Here is a 12,779-nt window from a genome sequence, read left to right as displayed (position 1 = left end):
CCCACCATCACCAGCCGCAGCGACTGCGGCAACCCACGGTCATGGGCCGCAATGGTCAACATTTCCACTTGCGCAGGCACGGCACTGACCACGCTAACCTGCCAACGTGCCATTAGCGCCACCCAAGCGGCCGCATCGCGCCACTGGGGCTCTTCGACCACTGCCAGAGAAGCACCGATGCTGAGGAAGGCAAAAATATCAAAAGCCGACAGATCAAAATCCAGTGCAGAAAGCGTAATGGAACGATCGCTAATGCTGAGATCAAAACGCCGGGCCACAGCATCAATAGTATTGGCAACTGCACCATGGCTCACCACCACCCCTTTCGGTGAGCCGGTGCTACCGGAGGTAAAAATAACGTAGATTGGTGCATAACTGGGCTGGATAATAGGTGCTTGCAACGGGGCACAGGCCAGCGCGGTGCTGAGCGCCACGACGGGAAATGCGGCAGGCCAATCAAGGTGTGTCAGGCTCATATCGTCAGTCAGAACCCAGCGCACCTGTGCCGCCTGGTAAATCTGCTCGCGACGTGCCAGCGGCAACGCGATACTGCAAGGGACATAGCAGCCTCCCGCCGCCAGCACCCCTAACACCCCGACGATCTGCGCCGCCCCCTTGCAGTGGGTGATTGCCACCTTGTCACCTGGCTGTATACCCTGTTGCACCAGATACGCTGCCACGCTCAGCGCCTGACGCGTCATCTCACCGTAGTGCATCACCCCATGATCGCCCCATACCAGCGCTGTCGCTTGTGGGGCACGCTGCGCCTGAGCAAAAATACGCAGGTAAGGTGCTCTGGTATCACCGAAATCCATCGCCGTTTGGTTGATCTGCGCACGCAGGCGCTGCTGTTCGACGGGGAGAGACAGCGAAATCGGCTGGCACCAGTCCGCCTGTACCAAGCTTTCGACCAGATGGCAGTATGCGGTAAACAGACTGTCGATAACGCCGGGAGGAAACAGGGCTTCCACTACATCCCACTCCAGCAGCAGACACCCTTGCGATTCGCTGACTTTAGCATCGAGCCACACCTGCGGCGTTTGCGTCAGCGTGTAGTGCGCGCGTGGGAACGCCTCCGACAGCGCCAGCGACGCACTCTTTTCCAGCCCGAGTACGCTGGTAAACACCACGGGCATCGTCGCCATGCTTTGTCCGTGATATCGGGCAAGTTCACGCAGTGCTTTCACCCCCGAGAACTGCCGATGGCTTAATCCATCCCCCACCTGCTGCTGCAACTGCATGGTCGCCTGACGAAAATCACTCCCCTGCGCGGTTTCATAACCGAGCAACAGGATGGAGGCGAAATCCCCGACGACACGGTTGATATCGGGATGCAGTGGCTGCCGATCGAACAGCGTAAAATTCAGCGCCAGAGCAGGCTGATTGCTCCAGAACGCCAGCACTTCACCGTAAGCCGCTGCCAGCGCCACACTGACGGTGATGCCATGGCGCTGCGCCTGCGACATAAAGCGCTGCCATGACTCAGCGGGCAACACATAGCGCCTGCGCTGGAAGCGAGGGTTAGCCATCGTCTCGGGCCTCACCGCCAGCGGCAAAGCCGGCGCTGCGGGCAACGTCGTTAGTCGCTCCAGCCAGTAGGCTTTCGCCTGCGTCATCAGCGCTGCGCTATACGCTGCCTGCCCGCATTGATAATCCCGATAGTGGATACGCAACGCGGGCAATGCCGCTAGGGGATCGCGGTACAAGGCATCCCATTCGGAGAACAGGATCATGATACTACGCCCATCGAACATCATACTGTCGAGGCTGACCATCAACCGTTGGCGCGCATCGCCCCCCTGCTGATAATCCACTACATGAATAGAAAACAGCGGCCACTTACGTACATCGTAAACCCGGTGCGACAGCGTATCGCGCCAAGCCTGCAACACCCCTTCGACATCGTCGCTAGCGGTATGACGTTCAATACAATAAGGCGGCGTGTCGGGTAGCACCTGCTGCTCCCCGGCGTCGGTTACCACCGCGCGCAGCATGGCGTGGCGCGTGATCAACTGTTGCCAGGCCGTTTCGAGGCGCGCGACATCCAGTCCTTCGCCATCAAATTCAATATAAAAATGCGAGCCGACGCCGCCCAGCGTCATCTGTTCGTTGCGACCAATCCAGAAAGCGCGTTGAATGTCAGTGAGCGGGAAGGGTTTATAGCGCCCGGCCTCGTCGACGACCAGCGTCGGTAGTGAAACGGCGGTTTCTGCTTGAACGTAATGACAAAAATCGCGCAGTTCAGGTGAGGTGAATAAGGCATGCAACGGCGCGCTCAGTTTCCGTTCACGTAGCGCCGCAATCAAGCGCGTGGCAATAAGGCTGTCGCCCCCCAGAACGAAAAAATTATCCTCACGGCTGACGCTGTCAACATTCAGCAGCGTGGCCCACAGCGCGGCAACCTGCCGTTCGATATCGTTTTCGGGAACGCTGCGCGTAGTGCGCGCCAGCGCAATCTGCGAGGCAGCGAGGCGTTCTACGCTCGCTCGGTCTGTCTTGCCGTTTTCCGTGACCGGCAACGCGGGCACAACTACGTAATGTTCGGGAATGGCATAGCCTGGTAGCAGCGATTGCAACCCGCTTTGCCAGACACTGGCGCTGTTATTTTCATCGGTCACCAGTGTGGCGCAGAGTTGCCGGGCCGCAGGCTCGACCACCGTCACGCAGGCGCGATGAATGGCGGGATGGCGCATCAGTGCCGCTTCCACTTCACCCGGTTCGATACGGTGCCCGCGAATCTTAATCTGCTGGTCATTACGCCCGAGATAGTCAATGGTGCCATCGGGCCAATAGCGTGTGCGGTCGCCGCTGCGGTACCAACGTCGCCCGGCGTGTTCAACAAACTTTTCTGCGGTGCGCTTCGGATCGTTGCGATACCCCAGTGCCAATCCCGGACCGCTGACCCACAGTTCACCGGCTACCCAGGGCGGGCAATCTCGCCCCAAAGCATCAACAATACGGCAATACATGTTGGGTAAGGGCGAACCGAAAGGCACCGTGGTCCAGCGCGGATCGTCGGCATGCAGCACGAAAAGCGTGGAGTGAATTGCCGCTTCCGTCATCCCACCTAATCCGACAAAGGGCGCTCCCGCCGTGCACCGCCACCAGCGCTCCGCCAATGCCACAGGAATGCGATCGCCCCCCAGCATAACCAGCCGCGCAGAAGATAATGGCGCGTCTTCGGCTGCCGTGAGGATCATCTCCAACAGCGCGGGTACACAACTGATGATGCTGACATCATAGCGCTGAATCAGCGCCAGCCATTCATGGGCATCCCGGCGTTGGTGTTCCTCAACCACGGCCAGCCGAGCACCGCGGCTTAGGCAGGAAAAAATATCGTAGGCAGAAAGATCGAAATCGAGTGCCGATAGCGTGATGCTACAATCGCGGGGTGTGACAGTGAAATGCGCATCAACGCCGTCCACCGTATGAGCAACCGCCCGGTGCGAAACCGCGACGCCTTTCGGTTCGCCGGTGGTGCCGGAGGTAAAGATGACATACATCGCCTGCTGCTCATCCACCTCGACCGATGCCGCAAGCGGCAACGCCTGCAACCCTTGCACCAGCGGAAATACCGGAATACCCGGCGGCCATACAGTCTGATAGGCACTGCGGGAGTCACAAAGCACCAGCGCCACGTTCGCCAAGCGGTATACGGCTTCGCGACGCGCCAATGGAATATCAATCCCACAGGGGACGTACGTTGCGCCCGCGGCCAAAGTGCCTAATACCGCCATAACCTGTTCAGGCCCTTTCCCCATGCTGATGGCAACGCTGTCACCCGTTTTGATGCCCTGCTCCTGAAGAAAATGCGCGATGCACAAGGCATTTTGCGCCAATTCACCGTACTGCAACACACCGTGCTCACCCCACTGCAATGCGATGGCATCGGGTTCTCGCTCGGCTTGGATAAAGAAACGGTGCAGCAGCGTCGGCGAACTGACAATTTCAGCAACCTCCGGCGGCCAGGGTGTTACCGGCTTTGGCGTTGGCAGAGGGCGCTGCCAGCAGGCTATATCGCTGAGCAACGCGTACACCTGCTGCTGAAACCCCTCAAACATGGCGTCGATCACACCGTGGGCAAACCTGTCAGTACGCACATCCCAGTTCAGCATGATGCCGTTCAGGTATTCCGTGGCCTGTGCGTCAATCAACACCTGCGGTCCCTGCGAAACAGACCTCACGGGCTCCCCCAACGTCTCGCGCACGTGTGGTTCAAAGAGATCGCCCAGTGCCAATGCGCTGGTAAACACCACCGGTGCCAGAATGGTATTGCTCTGTTGCTGCCGTGACAGATCGCGTAACACATCAACGCCACTCCACGCTGTATGCGCCAGCGCCCGATGAAGTTGGGTTTGCAGTTGACGCGCCTGCTCGATAACGTTCGCGCCACTCCCCGGCTCCACACTCAGCAACACCGAGCTGGAAAAATCCCCCACCAGCCGATCGGCATCTTCTATCTCTTCATCGCGGGAAAACACCGGAAAATTCAACAAAAAGGGGGTACCACCGGTCCATTGACCAATGCACTCGCCAAAGAGTGTTGCCAGCACTACCGGGACACTCAGCCCGGATTGGTGACTCATTGTCGTCAATTGCTGCTGCTGCGTAGGGTTTAACCACAGATAGCGTCTTTCGGTTACCGGTGCGATTTTCTCTGAAGGCTGAAGGGGCAAGGTGGGCGATGTCGCCAGGCGGGATAACTGGTTTTGCCACCACGATCGGTCCTGCTCACGGCGGTGTTGATGTTTTTCTTGCCAGCGCTGTTGGTAGTCACGATAGCTTAACCGCAACGGCGGTAACGCATAATCCGGTTGGCGATAAGCCTGTGCCAGCTCACGCAGCAGGATACGCAGGCTCGCGGCATCACCGGCGATCATATCCACATCGATATGCAGCCGACTGTCTCCTGTTGGCAGTTGCGATAGCGCCAACATCAGCGTTTCGCCATTGGCGATATCTAACTGCTGATGGCTATAGCGCTGACGCAACGCCTCCAAACGTGCATGACACTGCTCCGCAGACAGTTCGCGCAAATCATTGATCTGTAGCTTACAGGGGCTATCCGGTGCAATGTGCAGACGCGCGTCCTCATCGATACGCAACCGCAGCATGTCATGCCGTTGAATCAGCCGATTCAGCGCACTCGCCAGCCGTTTGGGATCGAGTGCTTTGCCGTCCAATTCAGCATAAAAATGGGCGCTTACGCCCCCAAGTTGCTGCCGCTCGTTACGCCCAATCCAAAAGGCGTGCTGCATGGTGGCAAGTTCGAACCCCGATGTATCGCACGGCTGAATATCAGCATCGGCAACCGCGCCTAACTCGTCGGCAGTCAATATCACTTGACACCACGCTTTTACGGTTCGTTTATCAATAAAATCCGAGAACGTGACGGCGACCCCCTCGCGCCGTAACCCGGTCGCGGCACGCATGGTGCGCATCGAGTCCATGCCATGGTGCATCAAATTACTGTCATCGTGTAATGCGGCTTCGGGAACATCGAGTATCCTGCTCAATAAAGGGATCAACAGCGCATCCTTTTTGGCCATCTGGTTCACTCTCCTTTTGCTTGCCGAAGTCCAACTTCGGCTTGACTCACTGACAGAGACCTATGATGTTTATTTATTGCGGCCAAGATCATGTTTTATAAGCTATGCCAAAAGACATTCATCTATGCGCTGAGCCAAAATAACGGCAACGTTGAGATTTCTGCATTCAAAAAACAGGAATACCTTGTTTAAATCTGCTACTTTCCACCTCAGTCAGAGACTACTTCTCACTTTTTGTTAGCTTTTCCCGTCGCGAAATAAATATTCATACGCAACGTATAAATACGCAGGAAAATATAAGCTGGCGCATTATTCTTCTTTTATTTACCGGGCGGAGAAAAGTGAGCGGCAGCGGTCGTTCTGCTTTACAGTCATAAAATATAACCAGACGATATTTATTTCGCGTCAAGGGATCCGCTACGGTTGATAGCAGGAAACCCATGGGGAGAAGTGAGATGACAACCCGTAACCCTGCGCCAGAAGCACCCTGTAGTACTGATACATTGGCACGTCGCGTTATTGAATGGCGGCGTGAACTTCATCAATTTCCTGAACTGTCTGAGCAGGAGTTTCAGACCACCCAACGCATTACCCGCTGGCTGGAACAGCTGTCGATCTCTCCCCTACCCATTACGTTGAAAACCGGCGTTGTCGCTGATATCGGTGCATCTTCGGGGCCGGTGGTTGCGCTGCGCGCAGATATTGATGCGTTACCGATCGTCGAAGACACCGATGTCCCTTTCCGTTCACAGCACTCTGGCGTGATGCATGCGTGCGGACATGATTTTCATACTGCGGTGATGCTGGGTGCAGCGGGGCTGCTAAAAGCCCGCGAAGCGCAACTACCGGGCCGCGTGCGCATGCTGTTTCAACCGGCAGAAGAGGTTTCCGTCGGTGCAAAACAACTGATTAGCGCAGGCGCGCTTCAACCGGTCTCCGCCGTGTTTGGCCTACACAACGCACCGGAGTTACCCAGCGGCACATTTGCCACGCGCTCGGGCGCCTTTTACGCCAACGTCGACAGATTTTCCATTCGTATCTCCGGTAAAGGGGCTCACGCGGCCAAGCCTGAAGAAGGGATCGACAGCATTATCGCCGCCAGCCATATTGTCATCGCCCTCCAAACGCTTCCCAGCCGCCGGGTCAGTTCACTGGAATCGCTGGTGGTTAGCGTAACGCGTATCGAAGGTGGTAATACCTGGAATGTGTTACCGCAAACGGTCGAACTGGAAGGAACGGTGCGCACCTACAGCCCCCAGGTACGGGAACAAGTACCAGACATGATGCGCCAGATTATCCACGGCACCGCTGCCGCACTGGGCGCGCAGGCCGAACTGGTGTGGCACCCCGGACCGCCCTCGGTGGTCAATACGCCATTTTGGGCCGACTTCAGCCGTCAGGTGGCTGCGGAGCACGGCTACCACGTTGAAACCGCAGAACGGCAGATGGGGGGAGAAGATTTTGCGCTTTATTTACAGGGTTGCCCCGGTACGTTTGTCAGTATCGGCTCTGGCAGCCCGTTTGGCTTGCACCATCCCGGCTTCAATCCTGATGAATCGGCTATCTACCCCGCATCGCGCTATTTTGCAGCACTGGCAGAAGCCGCCTTGCATCAGTTGGCACAAGAGCAACACACGGCAGAGGCGAGTCAGGCAACCTCAACAACGGCGTGATAGGGTTTCGCCGATTATTCGCACTCGTCAGGGGTAATTCGCTGCGCCATGCGCTGAGCGCGTAGCGCCAATTCGGTCACGGTGAACACCCAGTGCTGCGTCATGGCGTTTTCGGTGCGGTTTAGGCAATCCTGCACAAATTCGCGGAAAAAACGCCGCTCGACGTTGCCCGCCGTCGCGATGCGCTGCTCGCCATCCTTGTTCACCAGATAGAGAATGTTGCTTTCGCCGCGGGTGATATCGACATATTTGCGCAGTTCAATATACCCTTCGGTGCCCAAAATGGTAAGGCGTCCATCCCCCCAGGCGCTGAGTCCGTCGGGTGTAAACCAGTCGCAGCGAAAATAGCCTGTGGCACCATTTTCACCGCGCAGCATGGCATCGCCAAAATCCTCGAACTCAGGCGCGTGCGGGTGCTGGTAATTGGCGACCTGACTGGCAATCACGCTCGCCGCCGTATTGCCGGTAAAATAGAGGAACTGCTCAATTTGATGAATACCAATATCGCATAAAATGCCGCCGTAGCGTTGGCGCTGGTAAAACCAATCAGGTCGAGCACCGCGTTCGCGATGCGGCCCAACGCCGATGGTCTGGAGAACCCGCCCTATCGCCCCCTGTCGCACCAGTTCACCCGCGTACAACACACTGTCCACCACCACATGCTCATTAAAATAAACGGCATATTTGCGTCCGGTCTGTACCACAGCGGTTTTTACCGCATCCAACTGTTCCAGCGTGGTCAGCGGCGGTTTATCGGTAAAATAGTCTTTACCTGCCGCCATGACACGCAGCCCCAGATCGGCACGTTCATCCGGCACCGCCGCGCTAGCGACCAGATGAATCGCTGGGTTTGTCAGAATCGCATCAACGCTACTCGCCAGCGCCACATCAGGAAAACGCGCGGCAAAGCGTTCACACTTAATTGGATCAGGATCGTAGACTGCAACCAGCTCCGCGCCTGCGCCAATCAAATGGCTGCACATGTCGTAAATATGGTTGTGCTCTAGCTGTACTGCAGCAAAACGCAGTTTCTCGACGCTCATATTACCTCCGGTAGGATACGGGAACTTCGGAAAGACAGCGTGAGTAAAAGCCTTTACACTGTGCGTTCTTCAATAAAATAGCCTGCTTATGACTAAAAAATTCCTGCTGATCGCCATCGTGTTGTCACTGCTTTATCTCAACCGTGATGCCCTGAACCCGTTTAAACCCGATTGCACGGCAATACCTGCTGGCACACCGAAGCCCGACGCCTGCCAGATAAAAGACGTCGCGCCGGGCTTTGAGATTTGACGTGTCTTACACCGGGATTCTCCTCGGGTAAGCACATTTAGTTCGTAAGCACACTGCGGATCACCGCCGCAGCCTGTTGTGGCGGCAGTGCGAGAATATGGCGATACAGTTGTAATGTAATATCACAGACCTTTTTGCGATCAACCTGTTTTGCCGCAGGATCGGCAATCATTTGCAAATCAGCGCCATATTGCCCATACAGCCGCTGTATTACCGGTTGTATCGCTTGGGCGGCAGCAGCATCTTCTCGCGGTTTATCGGCAGCACGAGGAGAGGTATACGACGCCGCCACTAATTCACTGTCGGCACGCATTCGGCGCTGAATAAGCTCAGTCGAATTCAGCGTCAGCGGGTTCACCCCGCCGCTGACAAAAGGAAAGAAAAATTTAAAACAGGCCTCATCGCTCTGTTGTTGAATATTCTCACCTTGTTCCAGCATCACTTTCAGCGTGGTGATAACTTTGTCATCAGGCGCAGAATAAAGACGGGACAGCAAAAAAGCCGATGAGTCAGCCTGCACCAGATCGATCGCCTGCTGAAGATCTTTACCCTCGGCTTTAGCATCAACCACTTTTTCCTTGAGGGTCTGATAGGTATCCGGCGCATATTGCTTAATGGTTTGAAAAATTGGCAGTTTCGCCATTGATGCTTCCGCATATTGCAATTCCAGTGAACGTGATTTATTCGGCATCAGGTACGCCGTATCAATCACATTCCACCCGATAATCACAGCGACGAAGATAACAACCCCCGTGGTCTTACCAATCCATTGTTTTTTCCTCATCAGCGCGAGAACGCTTGCCGCGACCAGCGCAACCGCCGCCGAGAAGAACACATGCTGCCAATTCATTGAAACTCCTTGTCCATTTTTTCACGCTCTTGATGCGCGTAAATCAACGCGCATTATGCGCTACATGGCTTTAGTATACCGTTGTTTTGCGGCGCGCCGTCTTTTGTGCAGTGTCTGGCTTAGGTTGGCTTTAAAACGACGATGATTGGGTACTTTGGGAATTGAGCTTTACGCAGGGTGGTCTCATCGAGGGGCATAAGCAGTATGTTGGAAGATCGCTAAAAATGAAGGGTTGGGTTTATTGGGAGATTACCGTTGTGCATGACCACACTGAACCGGGGCAGGAGGTGGAAGCAAGCGAGACCGAAAGGAACAACGAAGCGCAGCGCGACGCGAGCGCCATTTAACCTGACCTTGTGCTTTATTGCAGAGAGGGCGCAACCAGAAGCAACGCGCTTTCAGTTTGTGCCTTCAGAATGCAAGTGGCTCTCGTAGTCCTGACCGCCATGCCATATACCGAGGATAGTAACTATTTGTTTTGTTTCTTCTACCATGAAGGCGACAACGGTCTTGCTGCGATAGTTGGTGATTCGTAGCCCAGACAGGATATCATCACGTTGGTTTCCTCTGTGCGGGAACTGCTCTAATGATTCACAGTAGTCAACCACGCCTTCAGTGTAACTGAGCGCAGTATTGGGTGAAGTCGCTTGCGATATATAACGGTAGAGTTTTGTGAGCTGCTCTTCTGCTTCCGGCGCAAACCTCACCCTATAGCTCATTATTTTTCCCCTGTTGCTTTTTTGTGTTCTACCTTTAATCGGTTTCTGAGGTCAGTTGCACTAAGACTTTTACTTTCATCATGCTGTAGTGATTCCCACGCAGGAATAACCTGCTCTTTTAGCCATTTATCTACAGCACTGTCCCGGGCCATTAATGCTCTCAACCCTTCTCTGATGACTTCACTTTCTGACGCATATTCACCGCTGGCAACTCGTGCTTTTATCTGTGCCGCCATCTCATTAGGCAGCGTGATACTCATCTGTTGTGTCGTTCTCATGTTCATGTTTCCTCCGGCCAAGGTAGGATTTAATCATATCCATTTTTTTTATTATTGTCAGGTGATGAAGTTGATATTTGTTCATCCGCCCACAAGCCAGCAGCCAGGCCCAATCGAGCAGCGGGATCCCCCGCACCGCAGATATTACTTACTGGCTACTGTGTAGCTTTGCGTATCCGCCAGTTTAGCCTTGTACTCCGCCCACTGCTTATCGGTATCCCTATCGTTGGCACCCTCTGCCGGGAGCGGTCCCGCTTTTCCTGAATCCTCTGCCGCTTTCAGTGCGCGCTGCTCACTGTCCGTGCGCACGATATCCATCACCTGACCGCCAATTTCCCCAATAAGCTGGGCCTGGCGCAGGCATTGTTGCTCTTTCTCTTTGTTAAAGATCGGACTCAGAGTATTGTTGGCATGCTCTACGTCATGGCTCAGCGTAGCCACATCCTGCTGTTGGTTCGCCGTGTCGCGGATAAGCAGACTGCCGTCACTGACGGCCGCATAGGTAGTACTCGACGCGCTGCCTTTGTTGCCAAGCGACATCAGTGCAGAAGGCACCGTCATCGCCAGCGATGGTACTAAAAACCGGAGGGACTACGATTTTTTTGTTTTAACGCGGGGGTGTCGCCCTGACCGGTAAAAACGACGATCCCGGCGCGAAGGCCGGGATCGTTCTTAAGGCTGGTAATCTTCATATTCCCAAAAACCGATTCTACTCAACCGAAGAGCCGCATCAGACCAATTCTCAGAATGGCATATAGCAATCTGCTTTTCTAAAAAATTAACGACTTCGTCATAATCATATTCGCTGAGTATTAGAACTCCTTTCCCTGATAACACCTTATTAGTTGATAACTCCGTCTGAAGCCAAAGAGGTGTACAAATTAAGATATCAAAAGATTCTGCACCATCTTGGTTATCAGGTCCAATCATTGCACGAATCCAACTGCCAAAATTCAAAGGATCATCAGGCCAATAATTTATAAGGCTATCCTCAATCTCCAAAGATCTTAACGCTTTCAGTTCAACTTTCATTTTGTAATATCCAAATGCCCATTACTTATTGGCCGCCCACCTGGAGTCAGTTTCTGTTCAAAGTTCGCTTGTACCCCTGTCGTGGCCTGTGTACTGTTTGGTTTTGCTGTCGGTGGACGATAAGTTCTTAAACCGTCCTGGCTGACCCACGTAGTTCCATCTTTAGAAATTCTGTATCCTGGACCAACCCAAGACTCACCCAAAGCATTGGCTTCCTGAGTTGTTGACTGAAATAAACCAAAGTTCCCTTTATTACCCTTCGCAGCATCCCTCAATATACCAATTTTTTCCGCTACAGAAAGAGACTGGGAATTAACTGAATCAGATTCATTAGGTTGGGTACTCTGACTTTTGCGTGCATTCTCCTCATCCTCTGGCCCCCAACCACCCGGTGTACCCGCGCCTGTTCCACCCAGTTCGGCTTTATCATCCTCACTCAGATTTTTACCCACATTCGGCTGGTCACCACCCTGTGCGGTTTTATCATTGTCACCGTTCAGCGCTTCACCCACAACTGCGCCCACACCCGCCGCTGTCGCCCCCCCTGCCAGACCTCTGGGGCCTACACCGCCTTCCAGCAACGGATTCTTTGCACAGGCCATCGGCTCATGCGCGCAGCTTATCCCCAGCGTATTATTCTCAACCGCATTCCGCACCGCTCGCGCCATCCGCTGTATTGCCTGATGCCAATCCCGATGCCAGACCTGCTGCCAGCGTCGACAACGCGCTGAGGGATTGCTTTTCGCTCTCGGACAGATCTTTTACGTCTCTGCCATCGAACACCTTCTGGCGGATAACCTCGGCGGTCAACTCACCGCTCGCCGCACCCAGCGCACCCGCCCCCGCATCCTTGCCGGAAACCGCACCGAACGCGTTAATTATCTAGTGGGTTAGTCAAGGCATGGATTGGATTGGATTAGCTATAAAATCCTGGAGTAAGGCCAGGATTGATATTTTCCTGCTTCATATTTCATTTAACTATAAATATATAAATCAATAGAACTTTCAGCCCCAATACATCCCAAAAAACGGTTCGTTTCCGCTGACCAATATATAGCTGGCTTTTCCCCACTCTCTACTTCTATTAAAAGGGAAAATATAAACGTAACATCATATTTATCTTTTATTTTTTGCAAGGAATCAATTTTACATCTTAATAAAGACAGCAGTTTTCTTGTTTGCACATCCACATCATAAGACTCTTCCTTCTCTGTATAGATTGACCAACTGGTCTCCGCGCTTGGCCTTTTCCTCGTCCCACTAATAATACCCTTAAGCTGAACCTCCATAGGCTCTATCTGTAGTAAGCTAGTTATCTCATGGGGTTCAAAGACATCTCCACAAATGGAAAACTCTGCTTTTACTGTTGTTTTATCCATATACCC

At 54.0% G+C, this 12,779-nt stretch carries 12 protein-coding genes; 2 read left to right on the top strand and 10 right to left on the bottom strand.

Going from position 1 to position 12,779, the window contains the following annotated elements:
* A partial coding sequence (locus J5224_RS18535; protein WP_264626759.1) for a non-ribosomal peptide synthetase occupies positions 1-5,549 on the bottom strand: 5,549 nt, incomplete at its 3' end.
* Positions 5,550-6,004: 455 nt separating this feature from the next.
* Between J5224_RS18535 and J5224_RS18530 the strand changes: the two genes are divergently transcribed.
* Complete coding sequence (locus J5224_RS18530; RefSeq protein ID WP_264626758.1) at positions 6,005-7,222, top strand: amidohydrolase; 1,218 nt, start codon at positions 6,005-6,007, stop codon at positions 7,220-7,222.
* A 14-nt stretch (positions 7,223-7,236) separates the two neighbouring features.
* Here J5224_RS18530 and J5224_RS18525 read toward each other — a convergent pair whose 3' ends face one another.
* Positions 7,237-8,265 carry a Gfo/Idh/MocA family protein gene (locus J5224_RS18525; protein ID WP_264626757.1) on the bottom strand — a complete coding sequence of 343 codons (1,029 nt, stop codon included), beginning with the start codon at positions 8,263-8,265 and terminating at the stop codon, positions 7,237-7,239.
* An 88-nt stretch (positions 8,266-8,353) separates the two neighbouring features.
* Between J5224_RS18525 and J5224_RS18520 the strand changes: the two genes are divergently transcribed.
* Complete coding sequence (locus tag J5224_RS18520; RefSeq protein ID WP_264626756.1) at positions 8,354-8,515, top strand: hypothetical protein; 162 nt, start codon at positions 8,354-8,356, stop codon at positions 8,513-8,515.
* A 37-nt stretch (positions 8,516-8,552) separates the two neighbouring features.
* Here the strand turns inward: J5224_RS18520 and J5224_RS18515 are convergent, their stop codons facing one another.
* The 8 genes from J5224_RS18515 to J5224_RS18480 all read right to left on the bottom strand — a co-directional run bounded on the left by J5224_RS18515 (position 8,553) and on the right by J5224_RS18480 (position 12,773).
* Positions 8,553-9,365, bottom strand: coding sequence for a hypothetical protein (locus J5224_RS18515; protein ID WP_264626755.1), 813 nt, complete (start codon positions 9,363-9,365; stop codon positions 8,553-8,555).
* A 398-nt stretch (positions 9,366-9,763) separates the two neighbouring features.
* Positions 9,764-10,084, bottom strand: a complete 321-nt coding sequence (locus J5224_RS18510; protein WP_264626754.1) for a type II toxin-antitoxin system RelE/ParE family toxin — start codon at positions 10,082-10,084, stop codon at positions 9,764-9,766.
* A complete protein-coding gene (locus J5224_RS18505; RefSeq protein ID WP_264626753.1) occupies positions 10,084-10,362 on the bottom strand; it encodes a type II toxin-antitoxin system ParD family antitoxin in 279 nt (92 codons plus the stop codon). Before J5224_RS18505 ends, J5224_RS18510 begins: the two co-directional genes overlap by 1 nt.
* A gap of 144 nt (positions 10,363-10,506) precedes the next feature.
* Positions 10,507-10,917: a hypothetical protein gene (locus J5224_RS18500; protein ID WP_264626752.1), complete on the bottom strand. Its 411-nt coding sequence runs from the start codon at positions 10,915-10,917 to the stop codon at positions 10,507-10,509.
* A gap of 117 nt (positions 10,918-11,034) precedes the next feature.
* Positions 11,035-11,394: an immunity 8 family protein gene (locus J5224_RS18495; RefSeq protein ID WP_264626751.1), complete on the bottom strand. Its 360-nt coding sequence runs from the start codon at positions 11,392-11,394 to the stop codon at positions 11,035-11,037.
* Positions 11,391-12,062 (bottom strand): hypothetical protein, encoded by a 672-nt coding sequence (locus J5224_RS18490; RefSeq protein WP_264626750.1) that lies wholly within the window; start codon positions 12,060-12,062, stop codon positions 11,391-11,393. Before J5224_RS18490 ends, J5224_RS18495 begins: the two co-directional genes overlap by 4 nt.
* Positions 12,034-12,204, bottom strand: a complete 171-nt coding sequence (locus J5224_RS18485; RefSeq protein WP_264626749.1) for a VENN motif pre-toxin domain-containing protein — start codon at positions 12,202-12,204, stop codon at positions 12,034-12,036. Before J5224_RS18485 ends, J5224_RS18490 begins: the two co-directional genes overlap by 29 nt.
* A gap of 164 nt (positions 12,205-12,368) precedes the next feature.
* Positions 12,369-12,773, bottom strand: a complete 405-nt coding sequence (locus J5224_RS18480) for a DUF4279 domain-containing protein (protein ID WP_264626748.1) — start codon at positions 12,771-12,773, stop codon at positions 12,369-12,371.
* Between the last annotated feature and the right edge of the window lie 6 nt (positions 12,774-12,779).

It is taken from the genome of Candidatus Symbiopectobacterium sp. NZEC135, assembly GCF_025962695.1.
The sequence above is the reverse complement of the archived record's forward strand: the minus strand, read 5'-3'. Positions and strand labels throughout refer to the sequence as shown.

Coding starts and splice junctions, on each gene's coding strand:
- J5224_RS18505 (WP_264626753.1), bottom strand. CDS start 10,362: ATGAGAACGACACAACAGATGAGTATCACGCTGCCTAATGAGATGGCG.
- J5224_RS18525 (WP_264626757.1), bottom strand. CDS start 8,265: ATGAGCGTCGAGAAACTGCGTTTTGCTGCAGTACAGCTAGAGCACAAC.
- J5224_RS18495 (WP_264626751.1), bottom strand. CDS start 11,394: ATGAAAGTTGAACTGAAAGCGTTAAGATCTTTGGAGATTGAGGATAGC.
- J5224_RS18530 (WP_264626758.1), top strand. CDS start 6,005: ATGACAACCCGTAACCCTGCGCCAGAAGCACCCTGTAGTACTGATACA.
- J5224_RS18490 (WP_264626750.1), bottom strand. CDS start 12,062: ATGGCGCGAGCGGTGCGGAATGCGGTTGAGAATAATACGCTGGGGATA.
- J5224_RS18480 (WP_264626748.1), bottom strand. CDS start 12,773: ATGGATAAAACAACAGTAAAAGCAGAGTTTTCCATTTGTGGAGATGTC.
- J5224_RS18510 (WP_264626754.1), bottom strand. CDS start 10,084: ATGAGCTATAGGGTGAGGTTTGCGCCGGAAGCAGAAGAGCAGCTCACA.
- J5224_RS18515 (WP_264626755.1), bottom strand. CDS start 9,365: ATGAATTGGCAGCATGTGTTCTTCTCGGCGGCGGTTGCGCTGGTCGCG.
- J5224_RS18520 (WP_264626756.1), top strand. CDS start 8,354: ATGACTAAAAAATTCCTGCTGATCGCCATCGTGTTGTCACTGCTTTAT.